At 36.2% G+C, this 23,169-nt stretch carries 21 protein-coding genes; 17 read left to right on the top strand and 4 right to left on the bottom strand.

The window, feature by feature from the left end:
- Window positions 1-46: 46 nt before the first annotated feature.
- Entirely contained in the window at window positions 47-904 is an 858-nt protein-coding gene (locus B2R82_RS00960) for a LysR family transcriptional regulator (RefSeq protein WP_286923089.1), read from the bottom strand.
- 142 nt (window positions 905-1,046) lie between these two features.
- On the opposite strand from B2R82_RS00960, the gene B2R82_RS00955 reads away from it, so the two are divergent.
- From B2R82_RS00955 to B2R82_RS00920, 8 genes are all read left to right on the top strand, one after another.
- Window positions 1,047-2,234, top strand: coding sequence for an MFS transporter (locus tag B2R82_RS00955; RefSeq protein WP_286923088.1), 1,188 nt, complete (start codon window positions 1,047-1,049; stop codon window positions 2,232-2,234).
- A 98-nt stretch (window positions 2,235-2,332) separates the two neighbouring features.
- Complete coding sequence (locus B2R82_RS00950; protein ID WP_286923087.1) at window positions 2,333-2,704, top strand: SRPBCC family protein; 372 nt, start codon at window positions 2,333-2,335, stop codon at window positions 2,702-2,704.
- 112 nt (window positions 2,705-2,816) lie between these two features.
- Window positions 2,817-3,350 (top strand): sigma-70 family RNA polymerase sigma factor, encoded by a 534-nt coding sequence (locus tag B2R82_RS00945; RefSeq protein ID WP_376781204.1) that lies wholly within the window; start codon window positions 2,817-2,819, stop codon window positions 3,348-3,350.
- Window positions 3,334-4,206, top strand: a complete 873-nt coding sequence (locus tag B2R82_RS00940; RefSeq protein ID WP_286923085.1) for a hypothetical protein — start codon at window positions 3,334-3,336, stop codon at window positions 4,204-4,206. The genes B2R82_RS00945 and B2R82_RS00940 overlap by 17 nt, the downstream gene beginning before the upstream one ends.
- A gap of 117 nt (window positions 4,207-4,323) precedes the next feature.
- Window positions 4,324-5,040 (top strand): toast rack family protein, encoded by a 717-nt coding sequence (locus B2R82_RS00935; protein WP_286923084.1) that lies wholly within the window; start codon window positions 4,324-4,326, stop codon window positions 5,038-5,040.
- 199 nt (window positions 5,041-5,239) lie between these two features.
- The gene (locus tag B2R82_RS00930) at window positions 5,240-5,782 is read left to right on the top strand and encodes a sigma-70 family RNA polymerase sigma factor (protein WP_286923083.1); all 543 of its coding nucleotides are present in this window, start codon (window positions 5,240-5,242) and stop codon (window positions 5,780-5,782) included.
- Window positions 5,766-6,842, top strand: coding sequence for a DUF4179 domain-containing protein (locus B2R82_RS00925; RefSeq protein WP_286923082.1), 1,077 nt, complete (start codon window positions 5,766-5,768; stop codon window positions 6,840-6,842). The genes B2R82_RS00930 and B2R82_RS00925 overlap by 17 nt, the downstream gene beginning before the upstream one ends.
- Window positions 6,843-6,931: 89 nt before the next feature.
- Window positions 6,932-7,456, top strand: a complete 525-nt coding sequence (locus B2R82_RS00920) for a tubby C-terminal domain-like protein (protein ID WP_286923081.1) — start codon at window positions 6,932-6,934, stop codon at window positions 7,454-7,456.
- A 259-nt stretch (window positions 7,457-7,715) separates the two neighbouring features.
- On the opposite strand, the gene B2R82_RS00915 is transcribed toward B2R82_RS00920, so the two are convergent.
- Genes B2R82_RS00915 through B2R82_RS00905 form a run of 3 tightly spaced genes read right to left on the bottom strand, consistent with a single transcriptional unit; the run spans window position 7,716 to window position 11,615 of the window.
- Window positions 7,716-10,238 carry an FtsX-like permease family protein gene (locus B2R82_RS00915; protein ID WP_286923080.1) on the bottom strand — a complete coding sequence of 841 codons (2,523 nt, stop codon included), beginning with the start codon at window positions 10,236-10,238 and terminating at the stop codon, window positions 7,716-7,718.
- A complete protein-coding gene (locus B2R82_RS00910) occupies window positions 10,238-10,966 on the bottom strand; it encodes an ABC transporter ATP-binding protein (protein WP_376781206.1) in 729 nt (242 codons plus the stop codon). The genes B2R82_RS00915 and B2R82_RS00910 overlap by 1 nt, the downstream gene beginning before the upstream one ends.
- Window positions 10,967-11,018: 52 nt before the next feature.
- Window positions 11,019-11,615, bottom strand: a complete 597-nt coding sequence (locus B2R82_RS00905; RefSeq protein ID WP_286923078.1) for a sigma-70 family RNA polymerase sigma factor — start codon at window positions 11,613-11,615, stop codon at window positions 11,019-11,021.
- A gap of 399 nt (window positions 11,616-12,014) precedes the next feature.
- On the opposite strand from B2R82_RS00905, the gene B2R82_RS00900 reads away from it, so the two are divergent.
- From B2R82_RS00900 to cas5b, 9 genes are all read left to right on the top strand, one after another.
- Entirely contained in the window at window positions 12,015-13,220 is a 1,206-nt protein-coding gene (locus B2R82_RS00900) for a DoxX-like family protein (RefSeq protein ID WP_286923077.1), read from the top strand.
- Complete coding sequence (locus tag B2R82_RS00895; RefSeq protein WP_286923076.1) at window positions 13,217-13,828, top strand: DUF4166 domain-containing protein; 612 nt, start codon at window positions 13,217-13,219, stop codon at window positions 13,826-13,828. The genes B2R82_RS00900 and B2R82_RS00895 overlap by 4 nt, the downstream gene beginning before the upstream one ends.
- Window positions 13,797-15,347 carry a YndJ family protein gene (locus tag B2R82_RS00890; protein WP_286923075.1) on the top strand — a complete coding sequence of 517 codons (1,551 nt, stop codon included), beginning with the start codon at window positions 13,797-13,799 and terminating at the stop codon, window positions 15,345-15,347. Before B2R82_RS00895 ends, B2R82_RS00890 begins: the two co-directional genes overlap by 32 nt.
- Window positions 15,348-15,586: 239 nt before the next feature.
- Window positions 15,587-17,275: a methyl-accepting chemotaxis protein gene (locus B2R82_RS00885; RefSeq protein WP_286923074.1), complete on the top strand. Its 1,689-nt coding sequence runs from the start codon at window positions 15,587-15,589 to the stop codon at window positions 17,273-17,275.
- Window positions 17,276-17,349: 74 nt separating this feature from the next.
- Complete coding sequence (locus tag B2R82_RS00880; RefSeq protein WP_286923073.1) at window positions 17,350-18,261, top strand: hypothetical protein; 912 nt, start codon at window positions 17,350-17,352, stop codon at window positions 18,259-18,261.
- An 801-nt stretch (window positions 18,262-19,062) separates the two neighbouring features.
- Window positions 19,063-19,800 (top strand): CRISPR-associated endoribonuclease Cas6, encoded by a 738-nt coding sequence (gene cas6 / locus B2R82_RS00875; protein ID WP_286923072.1) that lies wholly within the window; start codon window positions 19,063-19,065, stop codon window positions 19,798-19,800.
- Between the two features lie 12 nt (window positions 19,801-19,812).
- Window positions 19,813-21,504, top strand: coding sequence for a type I-B CRISPR-associated protein Cas8b1/Cst1 (gene cas8a1, locus B2R82_RS00870; protein ID WP_286923071.1), 1,692 nt, complete (start codon window positions 19,813-19,815; stop codon window positions 21,502-21,504).
- Window positions 21,497-22,375 (top strand): type I-B CRISPR-associated protein Cas7/Cst2/DevR, encoded by an 879-nt coding sequence (gene cas7i / locus B2R82_RS00865; RefSeq protein ID WP_286923069.1) that lies wholly within the window; start codon window positions 21,497-21,499, stop codon window positions 22,373-22,375. The genes cas8a1 and cas7i overlap by 8 nt, the downstream gene beginning before the upstream one ends.
- A 12-nt stretch (window positions 22,376-22,387) precedes the next feature.
- Window positions 22,388-23,125 carry a type I-B CRISPR-associated protein Cas5b gene (gene cas5b, locus B2R82_RS00860; protein ID WP_286923068.1) on the top strand — a complete coding sequence of 246 codons (738 nt, stop codon included), beginning with the start codon at window positions 22,388-22,390 and terminating at the stop codon, window positions 23,123-23,125.
- The last annotated feature ends 44 nt before the right edge of the window (window positions 23,126-23,169 follow it).

Here is a 23,169-nt window from a genome sequence, read left to right as displayed (position 1 = left end):
AAACACTGCAAGAGCATAGCCATGTTAAGGTATGCTCTTGCAATTTTCAACTGGCTTCAAGTAAAGACTCAATAATCTTTTTTAATTGAAGAATGGGTGAGTTTTGCTGATTATTCTTTTTATAAATAAAGACCGTTTCTATAACTTTATTGAGCCCTTTTAAATCGTAAAAGTGAATGTTTGAATAATTATAAAGGTGAATTAATTTTGTATTTAAAACAGCAATTGTATTGTCTATTTGTAGAAAATCGAGAATACTGCTGACGGATTTAATTTCTTTGATAGTAAAAGGAATGTTCTCATTTTTTAGCCATTCCACCATAGCCCGTGAGTACATGCAGCCTTTACTTAGCACAAGCAATGTTACAGGTGTACGCCGCTGAAAATCAATCAGCTGCTTATTATTCGAAATCACTTCAAATGTTTCTGTAGCAATCAGGTCATAGTTTAGGTCAGGATAATGTGTAATCGGATTACTTGTCAGTGCACAATCCATCTCGGTATTGTGTACTTTTTGATTTAATGATGTACTGGATTCAACTGTGAAATCTACATCGATTTGGCTATTATTGGTCTGGAGTGCGTTCATAATGGGTGCACCATAAATTTTGATTGTCGTATGAGAAGTGCCGAAGTGGATGGTTGTTTGAGCTGGTCCAACAGCTTGTAAAAAGGCCTCATACTCTTGTGCAACTAACTTTAAAAAATGTAAATATTGCATACCTACATCGGTAATTTTTAAGCCTTGTGTTGTTCGTTTAAAAACCTCTTGCCCAATTTCTGCCTCCATTTTCTTCACTTTTGATGTTAATGCTGATTGTGTGTAATTCGTTATTTCAGCGGATTTACTTAAATTCTGCCTCTCCAATAGCTCAATTTTTAAGGCAATTTCTTCTCTATTCATATCTATTGTCACACACCTATTAAATATTTTGATAGACCCTATCATTTTCCTCCATTTTACGCATATGAGTAACGGGCGTAAACTCTAAGTAAATAAAATTATACTGCACAAATAAAGTAGTGTAATGCTTTTGGAGGGTTTTATGCAAACATATTTTAAATGGGTTATCTTACTAGTGGCTACGCTTTCACAAACAGCGGCAACGTTTGTCACATATGGAATGGGGCCAATTGCCACGTTTTATCAAATTGAATGGCATTTATCATCTTTCGAAACAGGGCTGATTGTTTCAGCCGTCAATATAGGTCCAATTTTCTCGATGCTCATTTTTGGCTACTTGATGGATAAAAAAGGAGAAAAGCAAATTATTGGTTGGGGCTCCATATTATTAGGGCTGTCAGCATTACTACTTGTCTCCGTCAACAATTATACGACATTACTTCTTGTATTAATAGTTGTCGGAATCTGGTATGGTAGTGCACAAACTGGGGGTAGTACGGCCATTGTGAAATGGTTTCCAGACAAGCATAGAGGGCTAGCAATTGGCATTCGTCAAACAGGCATCCCAATTGGTGGTGCCCTAGCATCGACTGTTCTAACGTATATGTACAATCATTTTTATCTATCCTCGGTTCACCTTATGCAAGGTATTGTAGCAATAGCTGGTGGCCTCCTTTTTTTACTGATATATCAAGAACCTAAAAATCATATAGAGGTTGCAGGCTCAACTTTTACATTTAGTGATAAGATCAAGGCCATAAAAAATAATAAAGACCTATATCCTATTTATATAGTAGGAATTGTAATGATGACCTTACAAATGATTCTTATTGCCCACTTCATGGGATACTTACATGAGGAAGGGGATTATTCATTAACAGAGGCAGGTTTCTATTTAAGCCTTATTTTGCTTGGTGGGATGATAGGGAGAGTAGGTCTTGCGTGGATCAGTGACCAATTTGCACAAAAGCGTGAACCATTATTAATCATAGTGATGCTTAGTACGGTAATATTTGCTATTTGTTTACCACTCATTCTACATTTCAAAAACTTTATGATTATTTATTGCTTTTTATTCGGGTTTATAGCACTAGGTTGGTATTCTTTGTTCATCACATGTGTGACAGAGAAATCCAATCCACATTATGTCGGCTTAACTGTAAGTGCAGCTTTAACCATCAATCAACTATTTATTGTGATTGCACCATCCTTATATGGCTTTATGGTTACTATTTTATCAAGTCATCAGCTAGCAATGGACAGTATAGCAGGAATCGTTGCACTCGGTGCATTGAATTTATATAGGTCTACCAACAAAGCTTGTGATTAATTGGGAATTGATATAAACATAACGTAAAGCTGTTATCTATTCCATTAATAGGATAAAATAGTATAAAGAGGAATGTTCTGTAAATGGAGGCGTCATGAATGAAAGAAAATAGTTCGATTTGGATTGATGCAGGTATTGATAAGATTTGGCAAGCTATAACGGATGAACAACAGTTGTCACAATGGTATGCTCCAGGCTCTACATGGAAAATTCCATCATTGGTGGCTGGTGAAAAAATAATCTTCACATTAATGCCAAATGCTCATAATGGACTAACTGAAAAATTACCGATGATATTAACAATCAAAAATGTCATACAGAATCAGGAATTTTCGTTTTTCTTAGATGTAGAAGAAACCTTGATTGCCATTTTACTAGAGGAAGCACAAAAGGGCACTACTGTTGCGATAAATATGAGTGGCTATGAGGCATCACTCGCCAATTTAAAAGCCTTAGTGGAAGGAAATTAAATAGTTGATTAAGCAAGTTTCATGAAATTTTATTTTTCATGAAACTTTTTCGTTAGTCGAGGGTCTAACTATAAATGCTTCTCAAGAAAGTGAAGCGAGGGGGATGGTAAAGGTGATAAAAGAGGAAAAGGATGCTCTTCTATCTCGTGCTATGACAACTTATGGCGATTATTTATTGCGCATATGTTATACATATGTGAAAAATTGGACCGTGGCGGAGGATTTAGTTCAAGATACATTTGTGAAATATTACGAAAAAATGGAACAATTTCGTGAGGAAGCTTCTGTTAAAACCTATTTATATCGTATAGCCATTAATAATTGCCATAGTTATCTTTCAAGCTGGCGCTATAAAAAAATTCAAGTCATTGATTTTTGGGGCAAATTCATAAGCCTTTCCAATAATCCTGAGAAGGAAGTACTTGAAAATGAAGCGGAGGCAATGCTTGTCGCATCCATCGAGGAATTGCCAATCAAATATAAAGATGTCCTACTATTATTTCATTTTGCTGAGTTTTCATTAAAGGAAATTGCGCATCTGTTAAAGCTACCCGAAAATACTGTTAAGTCAAGATTAAGGCGAGCGCGTCAAATGGTAGGACTAACACTTATGGAGGAGGGATTCGAATATGGATCAGATTCGTAGTGCCATGAATAATTTGTATAAGGATGCTACGTTTTCTCAGGAGCAACAGCTGAAAACCTTTCAAAAAATCAATGAAAAAAATACTAGAAAGTCGTTTATGCCTCTTATTCTTACCATCCTCATTACTGGATGTCTGTTGTTCGGTTTGAAGACAATGCTTGAACAGCATGATAATGTAATACAGTCCGCCTCAGCGGTTATTTATCCAGAAAAGTCTGGTGTGGTGAAAGATTATACGGCATTACAACGACCTTGGATGGTAGTTGGATTAATTTCGAGCATCGTATTATTTATCTATGCTTTATGGGCAATCAAGAAAAAATGGTATTGGCGATTACTACTATGCATCATTATCATTATTGCCATTTTGGGGAATATGTCTGAACGAATTGGAGATCGTGTTTATGTACAAAATGAAGCGGAAATTCAACAGGCAATACATTGGGGTCCTTTCCAACCTAATACCATGACAATGCATGATACATTAACGATCCCTCCTTATAGAATAGGCTATTTTTCAAGGGGGAATATAAAGGGTATTTCAATTTTTAAGCATGATGGAAAAGGGTATGCATTAGAGTATAATATACAAAGTGAATTGGATTATATGAACATCCTTTATTTTCGAGAAAACCACTTTATTGTTATACCTTTATTGGCAAATCATCATATCGAAAAATTAGTAATAAACACTGGATCAAAGCGTATGGAGATAGCCATTGATTCGAATGGTGCGCAATTAGTGCCAGTGGAATTAGAGGCGACCGTAACTCCTTCACAGCTAATAATCGATGCTTTTGATCATGATGGAAATCAATTTTCTCCTTACAAATCTTTAGATATTTTCACGTATTGAATGAGTCTTTTCTACGTCTCAGGTCTTAGACGAATTTAAAGCGGAGGGTCGTTTTTATTATTTTGTATTCCTATATAATGAATTTATTGGTAAATTATATAGTGGGAGGAAATGAAATTGAAAAAAATTATTGGAATTGGCGTCATGATGGGTGCTTCGTTATTGCTTTTATCGGGGTGCTATTCAGTTTTCCCCGAAAAGACCCGAGATGAAACGTTCCTTGTGGAAAAGGATAAAGCAGAAAAGTTAGAGGTTGATATCAATCTTGGTGTAGGAGAATTAATTGTAAAAAAGGGTGCCAAGGATTGGATTGAAGGCAACGCTCAATATAATATTAAAAAATTGGCGCCACAGGTACATTATGATCTTAAGGGTAAGACAGGAACTGTAGAGGTCGAACATAAAGGCTCAACGAACATCCGTCTTGGAAAAATGAAAAATACATGGGATATCGAACTAAATGAGGATATTCCAATGGATCTCTCTATTGAAACAGGTGCCTCAACAGCAGAGCTTGATTTACGAGGCCTGCAGCTTGAAAAATTAGATATTGAAACGGGTGTAGGTGATTTACTTGTGGATTTAAGTGGTGATTGGAAAAAAAGCTTCGAAACGAACATTGAAACAGGTGTTGGTGCAGCTACTGTCATTTTACCATCAACGGTTGGGGTAAAACTAACAACAGAAGAGGGGATAGGTTCTTCGAGTATAGAAGGCTTAATTTCAAAAGGCAAGGGTGTCTATGTCAATGAAGCCTATGAAAAAGCTAATGTTGTATTAGAGGTCAACTCTGAAATTGGTGTAGGTGATGTAACCTTTAAATTAGATAAATAAAGTTTAGTAGACTACTTTAGGTGAAGTAGTCTATTTTTGATTGTCGAGAAAAGCGAAGGATAGATGAGCCAAACTGATGGATAAAAGCATCAAAGTGAAGGATAGAAGAACCAAACTGCCAGATTGAAAAAAGAAATTAATGAAAGTGAAACCTTTTACGTTAGTGAATGACTCTAAGTATTGAAAGGAGGGAAGCAGCATGGAACATGATATTTCTATCGTCCAACAGGCTATTGCAGGGGATAAGGAAGCATTTGAGCAGCTACTTATTTTAGAGGAAGAAAAGCTATTTTATACCGCGCTTTCTTATGTTGGCCAAAAGGAAGATGCTTTGGATGCAATTCAAGAGGCAGCATGTAAAGCCTATTTAAGTGTTGGTCAATTAAAGCAACCGGAATTTTTCTCCACATGGCTTTTTCGCATTTTAATCCATGAATGCTACCGTTTACTAAAAAAGGGACAAAAAATGATTCCTTATGAAGAACGTGAATTATTAAATCGTTTACAGCAAGAAGAAAATGTCGTGGTGAATCCAATCGACCTATCAGAAGCCATAAAGCAATTAAACCATTCTCAGCAAATGGCCATTATTTTATTCTATTATTACGATTTGCCGATGAAAGATATTTCAGAGGTAATGGAAAAGCCTGTTAGCACCATTAAAACGTATCTACATCGTGGAAAAAAACAATTGAAGCGAGAATTAGAAAGGAGTGTCACGTTCAATGAAAAAGTCATTTGATGCGGCTGAATTCCCTAGAGAAGAGGTACGAACAGCGATTGCAAAGGGTATACAACAAGCAGAGGAGCAAGCGAATAGGAGACAATCACCTTTACAAATGAAAAGAAAAAGTAAACCATTATTATATGTAGCAAGTGTCGCAGCCGCATTTAGTATTATGGTAGGGTCTGCCGCATATGTATCACCAACTTTCGCAAGTACATTATCGCAGCTACCAATCGTTGGATCGGTCTTCAGTAACTATGAATTTCTTGGGCTAAAACAAGTTAGTGAACAAGGTTTAACAAGCCTTATTGGAGAAAAGCATACAATCAATGGTATATCTGTAACGATAGACGAAGTCCTTTATGACGAATCTAATATTACGGTTGGATATACAATTGATTCTGAAAAGGAATTAAGTATTGAATACTTCGGAGCAGGACTGGAATTTACTATTAATGGTGCAAACCCTGTAGCGAATTCTGCAAGCTTTGGTAAAAAAGTTGTAGGTCCAACAGTTCAAACAGTTATTGCAAGATTTGATGTAAAGGACCAAATGCCGGATTCCTTTAAAATGGGCTTAATGTTAGAAGGTAAAGAAGGAGAGAAATGGGAATTTACCGTTCCTGTTAAAAAGATTACGAATACTATTTATGTTCCAGTTAATTATCAGCAACAAGCAGAAGGCATTCAACTCGATGTGTCTAAAATTTCATTAAGCCCATCAGGTATAGCACTTGACTATAAAGCTACTGAAAAGGGTACAATTGATAATCCACAAGTAGGTGCATCGTTTATAGAGTTCCGTATTACCGATCAGAATGGCAAAGAAATTACATCGCATTCAAGTGGGGGAGAGGGTCATTACGATAATGATGTATGGAATTATAGCAGCATTAAATCCTTTCACCCGATTTCAGATGATGTTCAACAATTAACGATTACCCCTTATTTAGCACTTCCGTCTGGCGGAGGTGGTGTACAAGGTGTGGAAACAAAAATACCATTTGATAGGTCAGCACTAAAAGAAGTGAACTTCCAATCATTCACAGTAGATGTACCTAAGCAAACTAAATAAACATTCAAGCGTCAAATACAACCTTTTGTATTTGACGCTTATTTTGTGATAGCTTAAAGAGAGCAATAGTAATGAAGGAGCGAATATTATTGAAGATTTATACATACAAACAACCAGCGAAAATTGAATCAACAGAGTCAGTAGCAATATTAAATAAAGCGGGTGAAGTATCGTCTACTGTTCAACGTGTTTATTCCAATGGATTGAAAAAAGCATTTGACTGTACAATGGATTATCGCTATTTTGTGCGGTTTGATGTCAATGATGTCGCTGGTCAGCCTCTTTTTACATGTAAAAAGGTATCCCGACGTGGGCGCGTGCATTTTCAAGGAAAGGATTTCGTTACAGGCAAAGAATATATGATTGCCTATGAAGGCTGGCAAATCATGATTCCTGATTTAATCATTACAGATGGCTCCCAAAAGATTAAGCTCAACAAAGAAATGGAAGACTGGTCTGTATTTTCTCTTGAAGATCAACCGATTGCACGCTGGCAGGCAATTTTTCATGAAACACATTTTGATATTACACTTCATATTGAAGGCAGCAGCCCAATTCAGCATGAAGCCTTTTTTATAGCAATTGGACAGGCTGTGTTGTTTGTTGGAGCGTAAATGTGGTAGATATCGATAAATTTAAAAAAGTGTCCGATAAAATGAAAAAGTTGGGCGATAAATCTAAATTATAGGGCGATAACTGAAACGATAAGGCTTTGTGATATAAAACCAAATTTAAAGAGCATGTTTTGATCATTCAAAACATGCTCTTTATAAACAACGAGGGGGGGGTCCCCAAGTCATTTCGATTTGAAACGCTAATAGCTGCTTCAATCTATCTTTTAATGGTGGTTGTGCCTTTAGGTACTGTTTTCAATTAAATATCAATCATCTCATTCGTTAGTTTCTTACGACTAATCCAGTAACCTTGCAACGTAAAAACAATGAGCGTCGTGCCTAAAAAGACGATACTCGTCAATCCTAATGTAAAGAAGTCATAATACTTAGGAGACTTGTCATCAATTGTATTAATCAATTTCGTTACTAAGAGTCCAAGAAATGTGCCAACAGCCAGTCCATATAGTACAAAGGACAATACTTGCGTTAAAATGAGCTTGATTAACCCACCCGGTGAAAGTCCAATAAGTCGTTGGATTGCAAAATCGCCTCGTTTTGAGTAAATGGAGTGAAGTAGTGTTTGCAAAACCCCTAGACAAGTAGCGACAATTAAAATAACAAAGACCCCAACAAAAAGGCTCCAACGCTGGAAGAACATGTCATCGTTTTGCTCGATAAATGTCTCTTTATCAGTAATTTTTAAAGCTGGCCAACGCTCTTGTAAGAATGAAAGCTCAGTTAATGCCTGTTCTGTATCATCTGTTTCCACCATAATGTCTTTAATATATGTCTTACCAATGCTGGTTGTATCAATATTTGAAAGGAAAGATGACCAATCAACCATTAAATCGGAAGTATTAATTGGAGCGTCTACAATATCAATGATTTGTAATTCGCCTATAGAGACATTTTTCTGTAATGCAAGATCATAAGCACTTGTTTTTAAATGATCCCCAACTGCTAATTTATATTTTTTAGCATAACTTTTTGTAATAATAAGCCCATTTTCTAAATCAGCTTCAATAGCATTTAGCTTATTTAATTGAACATAATCTTGAACATCTATTGCAATAATATCAGCGGACTCAAAATAATCATCAATATATAAGTCGATAGTAGCATAATTACTTCGACCATAGGCATATGACACGCTCGACAATGCTTCGATTTCTTCTATTAATGCTTGTGTAATGGTTGGGTCATTTAATTCATTTTCGATTTTAATTGATGTTTCATATTGAGAGTTTATATATCCATATGAGCTTTGTTGAATCGTTTTAAATAATGAACTACCGAATGTTAAAATAACCATTAATCCGATAATACTAAGTACAATTGGCATATTTTTCCGTACCTGTGGCATAAGCTGCTGACACGCTAAGTATGCTTCTTTGCCAAAAATAGTACGAATGGGCTTCAATGAAATTTTAAATAGTGCAGTAAAGAGATATGGCATCATGTAGAGTAAAACTCCACTAACAAGTAATGTGCCGATTATTATCTTAAGTGCACCTTCTCCAGTGCTTTTTCCAACTAGATGGGCATTCGAAAATAAGTACAGGACTGCGATTGCAACAATAATTACAACAATTGTTTTCCATTTTGCCCATCGTAAACTTAAATTTTCATTCTCTGTTGCAATTTGTAAAGGTAATAGACTAGAGCTTTTATGAACTTGCCACTGTGTGATTAGTTGTAGTAATAAAAAGCTTGCAATAGCAATTACAAAAACAAAAATAATAGGAAAATCAGTTTTTGCTTCTGGTAATTTCATCAAGCTAACGAGTTGTGGGAGCCAACTCTTTATCACCAATAAACTGACCGCTGTCCCCAGCAAAACGCCGAAGCCAATGATGATCGATAATTGAAATTGTACAATGCGTCCTACTTGCTTTGTGGAGGCACCAAGTGCACGTAATACTATAAGCTGTTCTTTAATTTTGTAGAATAATAGCTGGAATGTTGAAAGTAGTAAGACACTTGAAATAAGTAAGATAAAGAATGACAATACAATCATAAAAATCATTAATGTTTGTAAATTTTTCTTAATTTCATCAATGTCACTCACGATATCGACACGTAATGTTTCATCAAGCTGTTTTAATTCTATACCAACGGAGGTTGCCATATTATCTTCCGTTTTAAGAAGGGCAAACATTCCTGCAGTTTGTTTATCACTAAATTCTAACCATGTTTTCAACACATTATTTTGTATAAGGATAAAATTAGGACTATCTGTGCCTTTTAGTGGTGGGAGAATTTCTTTTATTGTAAAGTTGCTTGTATCTGCTTCAATAGAGTCTCCAACCGTTTTATTGAAAGTAATGTTTAGCGTATCGCCAACCTCTTTTTGGAAGAGGCGTGCCATATTTTCAGTAATTACAACATCATTCGTACCAAGATTGACATTAAAATGATATCGGCTTTTCACTAAGTCATCGTTTTCAACACCAACTGTATAAAATGATGTATTTATTTCATTTTCAACATTTGTATGAGCTAATGACACACTAGAAACATTTGCAACACCAGGTATTGCCTCGAAATTTTCAATTTGCTGTGAAGTTAGTAGCATATTTTGATCAGAATTATAACCGACCATTATATCCATTTCGCCAAATAGTGCTTGTATATTTTCTTTCATTTGACTATTGGCATTATATATATAAACGCTCATTGTCATCACAAGACAAATAGAAATCGTGATAATACTAATACTTGTTAATACATTTGACCAAGCTGCTCGAAATAGCTTCACAGCAATGCTACGCATCGTAAACATTATAGATCACCTCTAGTAATTAGCTTGAACTTCGCTAAAATACAATCCAAATCCTCTGCCGTTTGCTGATTCTGATAGGAATCCACAATAGCCCCATCATGGAAGAATAATACACGATTCGCATAGGTAGCGACATAAGGATCATGTGTGACAAGTAAAATCGTTTGATTCATATTTTTTTGTAAGTCTACTAAAAGTTCCAAAATTTCATCCGTTGTATTTACATCCAGTGCTCCAGTCGGCTCATCTGCCAGCAGGATAGGGGGATTTGCTATAACAGCACGAGCTATAGCGACTCGTTGTTTTTGCCCCCCGGACAGCTCACTTGGTCGATGCTTTGCCCATGCAGCAATATTAAGTTTTTCCATCATGTGCTGGACACGCACTTTTATGTCTTTGCTTGGTAAGTCATTGAGGATAAGTGGAAGTGCGATATTATCTTCAACTGATAAATCTTTTAACAGATGAAAGGATTGAAAAATAAAGCCGATATTTTCTTTACGGAATTTGGATGCATTTGGCTCCTGATAAATATCATGGGCTTCCTCGCCAAATAAAAAGAGTGCGCCTTCAGTTGGCTCATCGATGGCACTAATCATATTTAACAATGTACTTTTACCAGACCCGCTTGTTCCCATAATAGCAACCATTTCGCCTTGGTAAATGGTACAATGGATATTTTTCAATGCTTGTACTGTATGATGCTTTTGTTGGAAGACTTTGGACATCCCTTCAACACGTAACACCTCTGTTAATTTTCCTTTAGGTATTGGAATCGCATCAATGACCTCTTTCAACGGATTGAACCCATTCATCTATATATGCCCCCTTTAATTGTTGTCGTAAAGCCTGTAAACCTCGTCGTATATTTGTTTTCACAGTGCCCTCAGGGTATTGTAAAATTGCGGCAATATCTTTTACTGAGTAGTCCTGGTAAAAACGGAGTAGCAGAACAGTTTTATATTTTTCCTCAAGCTTACAGAGAGAATGCCAAAGATCTAGCTCCTCTTCGATATATGTAGGTGTTGTACTAGTAAAATCCTCTAAAGTATGTGGCTCGACAAGCTGTACTGTATTTTTCTTTGCTATATAGGTTTTACAAACATTAATAATAATGCGCGTTAGCCAGGTTGAAAAATAGTGTGGCTCCTTTAACTGAGGAAGTCCCTCATAGGCACGAATAATGGTTTGCTGAAAAACCTCTACGGCGTCATTTTCATTTTGTACATAGACATAAGCCATGCGATAAAGTTTATGCTGCTCCTGTTCAATCAGCTGATAAAATGCCTGTTCATCCCCATGTTGAGCTAACTGTACTAGTGAAACATGCTGTGTAGTAATGAAAATCGCCTCCTTCCACCCATTAGACTTCGCCAACGCCCATTTCGATTCAAGTTTTTTAAAAAATAATAAATTTGAAGTTTATGGTGGTAAATCAATTTACTGCTATAATATTATTAGTAGTATAAATCGATTTTTAAATGGAGGATAGTCTTGACGATAATGAAAAAATTATTATAAGCGTCTACATAAAGAACGATTTGAAGGACAAATTTATTTGTGAACAAACATTGGCTATCTTAAGATGACGAGAATAATAACTATCTTAAAAAGAAGAAATAGAATACAAGGTAACATCGATTCTATACGATCATTTACCGATAGATGTGTGGAAGCCCTCAAGTGAAAATAGCAGATGAGCTTATGGGGTAATAGAAATGCACAAAGCAACTGTCAATATATTTGAAAAGGGCTAATAAGTAGGAGGAGTGAGGCATGAAGAAAAAGCCTATTTATGTGGAGGTGGATATACTTGCACCTATTGAGGAGGCATGGACCTACACCCAAAATCCGAAGCTTCATGAGCAGTGGGATTTACGTTTTACCTCCATTACATACATTGAAAAAAAATCTGTTGAAGAGCCTCAGCAATTTACCTATGAAACAAAGGTAATGCCAGGTGTGGTAGTTCGCGGCTGGGGTGAAAGTAAGGGAGAGCACCAAAAAAAGGATGGGACTAAAACATCCTCATTGCATTTTGGAACACCACAAAAAATATCTCCGATTGCGGAGGGAAGGGGCTATTGGCAGTATATCCCTCATGATAGGGGGCTGACATTTTTAACACAGTATGACTATGATGTTCGCTATGGAAAACTTGGTAAGCTATTGGACGCTATGTTTCGTCCAATTATGGGCTGGGCAACAGCGCTAAGCTTTGACGTTTTAAAGAGATGGCTTGAAAAGGGAGAAAGCCCTACTTCCCAGTATCGACGTTTCTTTTTAACAATTTTCATAAGCATTCTTTTTTGCATTATATGGGTATATCACGGGCTAGTTCCCAAAATTATTGTGCAACATCCCACAGAGGTTATGCTCGTGGAGAACATACTAGAGAAAGACTTACAATCTGAGCTGGGGCCGAGCGAATATAGGGTGGAGCTGAGCGGAGTTGGTGTGGGGCCGAGCGGAGTTAGGGTGGGGCCGAGCGAAACTGATGTGAGGCCGAGCGGATATAGGGTGAAGTCGAGCGAAACTGATGTGAGGCCGAGCGGAATTGGGAATGAGCCGAGCGGAACTGAAGGAGGACCGAGCGAATTTAGGAGCAGGTCGAGCGAAACAGAGGGGGAGTCGAGCAAAATCAAGTTAAATATGAGCAAAACAATGGCAAAGCCAAACGAAGACGCCCTTTCTTGGAATAATGCTAACAAAATAGTCATCTTGATTGGTATAGCAGAGATTTTGTTCGGGCTTTGCTGGCTGTTACCACGAGGAAAGCGCTTATTGTTTGGAGCGCAAATTATTGTATTTCCATTTTTAACAATAGGGGCCTTGCTAGCAGATATAACGATTGCTACTGCACCCTTTAATCCAGTGACTTTTAATCTAGCATTATGGGTATTGTCTATAATCGGATTTATAATTAGTAAAGATATGCCAAGTGCCAGACGCTGCATACGGAAGCGAGAGGAGACAACATGACCATTTATCAAACCATATTAGGTGAGGAATTTACAAAACTGCATCCAAAACTTCAAGAACGCTATACACTGCCAGTAGATCAACCATTTTATGCGATAGGCGTTATGCATAAAATTGAATCGGGAGCAAAGTGGCTGCGTCCCTTTTATACCGTAGCGACTAAAACAAAATTCCTGTTCCCTGAGTCAGGTGAGAATATACCGTTTTCGATTTGTAACACTTGTCAAACGTTGCCAAGTGGTGAGTTGGAAGTCTTATGGGAACGTGCCTTCCACTTTCCAAAAAGAACTAGATATTTTCATGCAAGAATGACAGTGGATTTAGTTCATAAAATAGTGAAAGATTATTTAGGTGAACCAGCTCTTTTTTATTCTGATTTGCACTTTGCTGTGACGCGTGAAGGAAGATTGGTTATTCGTTCAGGTTTTCAACGCTTGGTTTTGTCCAAAATTGAATGTGCGCTTCCTAAATTTTTGCAGGGACATGTTGTGGTGGAGGAGGGCTTTGATGACACCAGAAATGTATTTACGATTCATGTGTCCATCCATAATCCGTTGATAGGGAGGCTGATGATGTATGCTGGTGAATTTACGCAACAATCTAGGTAAGCCTGTTCTATTATTCGGATTTATACTGGCGGCTATTTGTTTTGGCTTTAGTGAGCAGCCTAGCTTTATGTTGTTACTTACCATTGCACAGCTAATTTTTATACCTGCAATGATCAAAATGGTGGTGGATCTTCCAAGAGGCGGAGATGCCATTATTGCTGTAATGATGATTGCAGTTACAATGCTTCATTGGTGGACAGAAGGGTGGCTAGCCATTGTTCTAGCACTTATCTATGTTGTCTATACAGTATTTATAGCGAGCATGGGGGTAAATCGTTTTTTGCAACGTGGCTTTACAAATATAGCGGAAATTTCGATTGATATTGGACTTATGTACTTATTTACTGGAGGACTATGGTTTTTTGCTTTTATTGCAAAAATCGATACAGGTTTCCCACCATTAATTACATGGTTAACAGCTATCCATTTTCATTACTCAGCCTGTCTCTTAGTCATATCACTTGGTCTCTTTGGACGTATTCATCAAAGCAGATTCTTTAATGCGATTCTTGTTGTTATATGGTGCGGACCGTTTCTTGTTGCCTTAGGAATAACATTCTCTAAAATACTAGAAGTTTTTTCTGTGGGCTTATACATCATAGCTATTTACGGTTTATTTATACTTGCACTAAAAACCAAATTTCCTGCAATTCAGGGGCTGCTATTACGCATATCCTATGGTTCTTTATGTATCACAATCCTATGGTCCATCATGTATGCATTGAGTAATTTGCTTGGACATTCTTTTGTTGGGATACCAGAAATGCTAAAGTTTCATGGTGTTATCAATGGAGTTTTCTTTGGGGCAGTAGGTGTATTAGCATGGGCTATCGCCGTTCCTAAAAGAACTCATCAATCAGTACAATTTCCAGTTAGTCAAATTCGCGGGAAACTACGTGAGCAAAATGATTCTCATCCGGGATTAGTTGATGCACTTCATGATTTTGTTGATACTACAGCGTTATCTCCTGCAATCCCACATTTTTATGAGCAAACAGAACAGTATCGTTTAAAGGCATCCGTCAAATGGAAGGCCTGGTTTAAACCGTTTGCTTTGATTTATCAAGGCTTTAGTCGTTACATACAACAGCTAAATTTACCCCTGTCTAGCCAGCAAATAGAAATGACAGGTAGGATTATAAAAGTTGACGAACAGCAAGATGGACGTTCTGCCCCACGTGCCTGGATTCGCGCAATCGACAAACAAACAACCTTTGTAGCCATTTATTCAAAGCATACTACAGACCAAACCACTTATTTGAATATTGCACTGCCATTACCATTTTCAACGATGATAGGGGTATTGTATTTATATGAGGAAAATGGGTGTTTACACTTGACTAGTACTCATGATGGAGATGCTGGCATTTATTTAGCCATCCATCGATTTTTATTTCAATTGCCTTTACAGGAGCATTTTGTGATAACTACAAAAAATGAAATACTAACAGCTGTTCATAAAATGCGCATTTTTGGATTACCCTTTTTACAAATTGATTATCAAATCGAGAAAAAATAACAGGAGCAGCCATTTTTAGGGCTGTTCTTTTTAGTTCAAAAATCCCTGTTATGAAAATTCATTAGTGCATTTGGATTTGTAAAATAAAACCGAAAAATGCTGAAAATTACTTAAAAATTGACTAGTTATTTCTTTAAATATAGAAAGAATTATTAAATTAACCATGTTTATTTTAATAATGATAGATTACTAATAGTAATAACAAAGGTCCTCATTCAACAAATAAGGAGAATTTAAACATGAAATTTAAGTCAATTAGTAAAAGAATTGTTTTTTCCTTTAGCATTGTAGTAGCAATAGTGATTTTGTACATAGGATACAATTTTTATTCAGTTAAACTGAGCAATAGTGCAACAGAGCAAATTATTGAAGAGGACTTACACCTTTTAATTACCGACTATGAACTCGCATCAACGATTAGCCTAAGAATTGCGGCGGCGAGAGGTTATGTGCTTTCGGGTGATGAAAAATATAAGCAAATTTTCGATGATAATGTTAAGCGTGCATTAAAAAATGAAAAAATTCGTTTAGCCCTATCAGAATCAGCAGAGTTTAACAACTTTGCAACAATGGCCAAGGAATGGAGTAGCTATGTTGAAAAAGATGTCTTTGATGTTTATGATCAGGGCAATATCGAAATGGCGACTAAAAACTTAGCTGCTATGGATACAAAGGCTACTGAAATAAGAGAAGGCTATGAAGGCTTAGCAGAAAATCGTAAGCAGTCCATAACGACAGTAGGCACAGACATTATTACTGCAGGTGATAATAAGCAGATTACCGGTATTATCATTGGAATCATCCTTGTTGTAGTTTCAATTGGAATTGCCTTCATTAGTGCACGCGTTATTTCAAGACCTATTATTACAGTAACGAATCGTATGCAACGTATTACAGACGGGGATCTAAGTGAGCCTGCACTAGTGGTGAAATCAAATGATGAAGTAGGGAAGCTAATAGAAGCGACCAATACAATGTCAGATATTTTGAATCGTTTTTTAGGACATATCCAACGAGTATCGAATGATGTAGCTGCGCATAGTGAGGAGCTTATGCAATCAGCAACAGAGGTCAAGACAGGTACACAGCAAATTGTCTCTACCGTCACTGAAATTGCAGGCGGTACAGAATTACAGGCTAGCAATGCGTCGGATGTAGCCACGAATATGATGGAATTTAATACGAAGATGACAGATGTCAATAACAGCAGTAAGTATGTTTATCAGTATTCACAGGATGTCATGGCGTTAACAAAAGTGGGAAAGGACTTAATGAACGTATCTACAGAGCAGATGACTTCTATCCATGTTATTGTGAAAGATGCTGTTCAAAAGGTGGATGGATTAAGTAAACAAACGCAGAATATATCTAAACTTGTAGCTGTCATACAGGATATCGCTGCACAAACGAACTTATTGGCGCTAAATGCTGCTATTGAAGCGGCACGAGCAGGTGAGCATGGAAAAGGCTTCGCAGTCGTTGCTGATGAGGTGCGTAAGCTTGCGGAACAAGTAGCCGTTTCAGTTGATGATATTACAGAAATTGTTCAAAAGGTTCAATTAGATGCTCAGACAGTTACTGCTTCACTGGAGAATGGCTATGGTGAGGTTGAAAAAGGTACAACACAAATTGCATCAACGAATGAAACATTTAATCAAATAACGGAGGCAGTTTCCTCCATGACCATCAACATAGACAGCATGTCCACGAAACTAGAAGAGGTAGTCCAAAATACGGCTAGCATTCATAAATCAGTGGATGAAATTGCCGCTGTTTCTGAACAATCTGCAGCAGGCATACAAGAAACATCCGCCACAATTGAACAGGCAGCTAGCTCCATGGATGAAATTCAATATAGTTCAGCTAATTTAGCGGAGATGGCAGAGAATTTAAATGAAATCATTCAAAAATTTAAATTATCAAATTAGTATTAAATCTATCGGAATTACATACTTTCAACACAATTAGCTTGTATACTATTGCATTGGAAGGTGGAATCATTTTGAGAAAATATTTACTATTAATACTAATGAGCACATTGTTTATGGCTCCAGTAGCCTACGCCCATACTATGGATAAAAGTACGCTCTATGCAGATGTTCCAGAAACTGCACCAACGATAAAGGAAATCATGGTGCTCCATAGCATTGGATTACTGGGCTATAATGGCAAAGATGTGAATTTAAATCCGACAGAAAATTTATCACGTCAAGATTTTGCGGGCTGGGTAGGCGGTTTCTTCGGTCTTAAAGGCGCTACTGTTGATGAGCTAGCACAAGCAGCCAAAAATGAGGACTATGTATCTTCCTTGGAGGGTGACATTACGTACAAAGAAATAAATACAGCCTTATTTCATCATAAACTAGAGCTTGAAAAACCAGATGCTACTTTAACGAAAGAAGAGTATATTTCTTTTTTAACAGATCATCTCGATGTTGATATGAGTGGACACTCCTTAATTCAAATGGGTGGCTTCTCTGAAGGGCCAACTGGAACAATAGAGGATGTTGTGACAGGTGACGAGACAGGAGTGATCATCAACGGCACAACCTACATGCTTTCAGGACATCCACGTATTTTCGCAGATTCAACTGACGCAAAAAGCTGGGTAGGCCAAACTGTAGAAAAATCGATTTTCACTACAGGGGGCAGTCATCAACATGGTCATGACCAAAGCGGCGATCATCATGAAGGGCAATCTTCTGACACACCTACCCTTCAATACATTCAAATAAGTTCGCCAGCACAAGCAACCAATAAGACACAGATACAAACAGAAAACGCTACACCTATTGACCAACAGCAGTCTACAAAAGAGACAAATGAAACTTCATCAAACACGGTTTGGATTGTAGCCTTACTTGTACTAGCAGCTGTTATTCTTGGCTTTGTGTTTGTGAAACGGAAAAAATAATAATCGGAAATAAAACCAGTAACATCGAAATAATCGGTAATTGCTGGTTTTATTTTTGTTTACAGAAAATGGAATAATAAAATGTGTTAGAGATATTTAAGTTTTGGATATATAATACTAAATAAATGTAAAATACTAGCTTAATTAAATTTAGAATATGAGATTTTGTAATAGTTTGGAGAGGTGCGAATAGTAAGCAAACATATTTTTATAGAGAGATTCGCACCGGAGATTATTGGGTTATTCATCTTAAGCCATTAGCATTGCATAAATATTAACCGAAATTTCAGTTTTATTTTTTCTACATTATTAGGAAAAAACAAAGACACGTAAGCAGAGGTAGTGAACATCCATTTTTTACTATAACTTATAACGAGGACAACAGAGATGTGAAATCCCTTATGGTACGTACAGTTGAATGAAACCGAAAGTATGTGAAAAACATGGTGTAGCAAACCGACCGTGTAAAAGATAGTGAGGTTAGTTTTTGTAAAAAGAATTCAACTTTCCGATACTTTTCATTTTGATGGAAATAAGTAAGTAAAAACCACTCATACGTATACGAGTGGCGGATATCTCACCCTATTTTGTTTCCACGTAGTTAATTAAAAGTACTAATATAAAGTAATTTACATTCCACATTGTTGAAGACCTTATAAATATAACATAAATAATGATTGAATAAATAAGAGTTTGATTTTCAAGCCTTACTTAATATTATGTAATTAATAAATTATTATTGTAAATTCCAAATAAATAGAATATATTGGAATTAGATCATAAAGGAAAGGGGTGGTAAAAATGGAATTATTGGTAGTTTTCAAAACAAAAAAATTGCCGAGACATCATCAGTTTTTGTTTGCGAGTATTGTAAAGTCGGCTTTATCAAATTCAAATCCTGAAATGCAGAAAAAGATGTATCAATATTCGGAGAATCAAGCCAATAAAATGATGCGTCCATTTACGGGAGCTATTTATTTGAATAAGTATATTTTAGAAAACGGAGAATTCTCAATTCAAGGAGATGTGCGTCTTACAATGTCCTCTCCAGATGCAGAATTCATGCTTTATCTTTATAACGGTTTTGTTCAACAACAATGTTTTAAATATCAATCTTACGAACTAACTTTAGAAAAAATTCAAATACTTCCACAAAAGCTACCAAAGTCAAATAGAGTCCTAATGAAAACTAATTCACCGCTTATTATGAAAAATTCTTTAGGGAAATATCTAGAGATTGACGATTCGTCATATGTAACAGAATTAAATTATGCTGCAAATGAATGCATGAAATCCATCATGGGCCGATCATTATATGAACCGATAGCTTTTACACCGATTGCAATGCGTAAAAAAGTTGTGCAATTAAAGCACGATAAGTTTGCAACGTTAAATGATAAAGGAATTTTGTATATGAATGCCCATGAAGGTAACTTTATATTAGAGGGGCATCCAGAAGATTTATCTATACTTACACAGGCTGGATTGGGATTCAGGAGAGCTTTATTCTTTGGACATATCGAAATGATCAATGAATAGGAGGTGAGAGATATGATTGAATTGCAATTAGACGACGTGCTTTACAACAGTGGAATATTGGGACTTTGTAGAGTATTTGACTTTGTAAAGCTACCGTACGATTCAGATGGACAAACCGTAACATTTCCTGAAAGTAACTTGAGCAATTTTGAAGAACATTATTTCGCATCGCTTGTTGACCTTTATGGTTCTGAAACTAGTTATTATAAAATGGTAAATACCTATAGTAAACAGTTTGTTAAAAAATGTATAAAGGGGATAACCGAAGAAAAGGAGCTAGAACAATTTAATATACTTATAGACAACATGAAAAGATGGCTCACTTCAAATAGTTATAAAAATGTTTATCCCTTTTTAACGGAAATCTCCTATGATTTTGAAGTTTCAGCAAAGGCGTTTAAAAAAGTAAATAAGAAGAAAAAAGAAACGCTCGAAGATGTGCAACCACAAGTCACTGCAATGGCACAAGAATTATTAGAGTGCCTATCATTTTTAGAACATGAGCAAGCTAAACGCTATATTGTACCGCGTATTCTCAGTTATCAAGTAATTCAAGGTTTCTGGTCAAATGTATCACTACTAAATAGTAATGCTAGTAAAAAAGATTTGTATGTAGAATATGATAATTATTTTATTCGGGCAGCTAAGAACTATTTAGAAACGAAAAACGATGAAAAGAAATATGCCAAAAGTAAATTAACTTGTGCCTGTTGTGATAATAAAATGAAATCGGCAACAGAAGCGTTTGATTTAACATGGGTACAAAAAGTTGGGGTAGATGCTGCGAGAAAATCCTCACATTATTGGGATCACCAACGTGATATCTTTATTTGTCCTATTTGTAATATTGTGTATAGCTGTATACCACTAGGATTTACTTTGGTAAGAGGGGCTGGATTGTTTATAAATAATAACCGTTCTGTAGACGATTTAGTTTCAGTTAATTCTATATCGTTAAAGGCTGGAAAAGTAGAAGTGTCAAGAGACGATTTAGAATCAATGGCTTATTATCAACTTCTAGATTTAATGGCACAACAGGCAGAAAACCAAAAGTTATTAGAAATTGATAACATTCAAATTGTTAAATATGACCGCAATTCAGAGTCGAGACCGTATACATTTAATATGTTATCACGTGAAAAGGCACAACAAATGTATGATAGTCGGAAAGATTTTCAGTTCTTAGTAGGGAAATATGTAAAGGAAAATGGAGAGTATGTAAGTCTTTATCAAGAAGTGCTACGACGCTTTTACAATGGACAAGGTTTTGCAGATTTACTTTATCGATTAATGCGTCTAGTTATTGATGATGATTTTAAAGGGATGGCTTCTATTCAAAAAGTACTGAATATTTCAAATAATAGATTTAAAGGGAGGGAGCATTTTATGACACAGGAGGAGTTACGTAAAATTCGTATTAGTGGTTATTACCTAAAGCAGGCGTATCGAGGGCAGGAAGCAAAGCTAAATGCAATTTCATATCGACTATTAAATGCGCTGAAAGTAAAAAATCCTAATAAATTTATGGATACAATTTTCCAAGCATATAGCTACAAAAAGAATGAAAAACTATCAATACCAACATTCTTTATTCAAGGGTTAAATGATATAGAAAAATTCCAAACAATCGGTTATGCATTTTTAATAGGTCTAAATGGCTATGAAAAATCAGAAGATGAGAAGGAGGATACAACAAATGAATAAAAAAGGCTTAACATTAAGTATCATTTTTGAAGCAGAGAGTGCGAACTATGGTGAGGGGGTAGGTAACGTAACTTCGCTCAAAAAGATTTCACGTGGAGACCATGAAATGTATACATACCTTTCTCGTCAAGCGCTTCGCTACAACATTGTTGAGCAAATGGAAGTTAATAATACGCCATTAGGAGTAGATGGCAGTGTAATTCAATTCCATCCCGAAGCAACAATTGCAGACTATGCTGAGATTGATTTATTTGGTTATATGAAAACGGTCAAACCTACTAAGACACGTGCAGCTGTGGTAAGGCTATCAAATGCAGTAGCACTAGAAAGCTATAATACAGATCTTGAGTTTTTAACGAATAAAGGGTTATTTGATCGTTATAAAGAAGCCACAAATGATGACAATTTAAAAGGTGGAAATATCGCACAAAGTGAAATTCATAAGTCCTTTTATGCTTACACAGTAACAATTGACTTAGACAAGGTGGGCATAGATGCGAATGATAATATTGAAATTCCGCTGGCTGAACGTGCTGAGCGTGTAACTGCATTACTGCAATCATTAAAGTTTTTATATCGTGACATTAAAGGTCGTCGTGAAAATTTATCCCCGATATTTGCTATCGGTGGTGTTTATGATTATAAAAATCCATTTTTTGAAAATCGTTTGAAATTAAAAGAAAATAAACTTGCTGTGGCTACAATCGAAGGCGTATTAGCGCTTGATGAACATGTACAGAAAGAAACAAGCGTCGGTTTAGTAAAAGGCCTTTTAGCAAATGATGAAGAAATCGAGCAAACACTTCAAGCAAAGTCAATAGCTGAATTTTTCAAAGGACTTGAAGCGGCAGTTATAAAATACTATCAATAAGAGGGTGAGAATATGAAAGGAATTCGTATTGAGGCCTATCAAAATTTGGTTAATTATCGTAAGCCCACAAGTTTTCAATTGAAGGAATCCTATCCGCTTCCACCCTATTCAACAGTAATTGGTATGATTCATGCTGCATGTGGCTTTACAAGCTATGTACCCATGCAAGTGAGTATTCAAGGTAAATACCACTCGAAAGTCAATGATTTATGGACACGCTATGAGTTTGCTGGGAGTACCTTTGAGGAAGGACGACATCAGCTGAAAGTAGAACTGACTGAGGGTAAAGCACATGGTATTACTAGGGGCGTATCAACAACAGAATTGTTAGTAGATGTAGAACTTGTATTGCATATAGTTCCAGAGGATGAAAGTTATATTCCGATTATTGTAGATGCATTGAAATCGCCAGTAGAATACCTATCACTTGGTCGGCGTGAGGATTTATTACAAATTAATGTAGTGAAGGAAGTAGAAATTGCAGGAGAATTTACAGATTCTGATATTGGAGTTTTATATGATATTTATTTACCTCAACATTTGACTAATGATGAGAAAATTTATAGAAAACTAGGCACTACTTATCGTTTGAATAAAGTATATGAACAATTGGAAATTTCAAAGGGGAAGAAAATTCGCCAATGGCAAAAGGTGAATGTTTTTCATGTGCCTGCATCGGAAACTAACCAGCTGTATGCATGGAGTGACATTTATTTTGACGCAGATGGTTATGTAATATTTTTAGCTTAAGAATGGGAGCTATCCCATTCTTTTGTAAGCCCGAAATACAAAAA

The sequence above is a fragment of the Lysinibacillus sp. UBA6686 genome, assembly GCF_002455205.1.
Taxonomy (GTDB): domain Bacteria; phylum Bacillota; class Bacilli; order Bacillales_A; family Planococcaceae; genus Lysinibacillus; species Lysinibacillus pakistanensis.
This window is presented reverse-complemented; position numbering and strand designations above follow the sequence as displayed.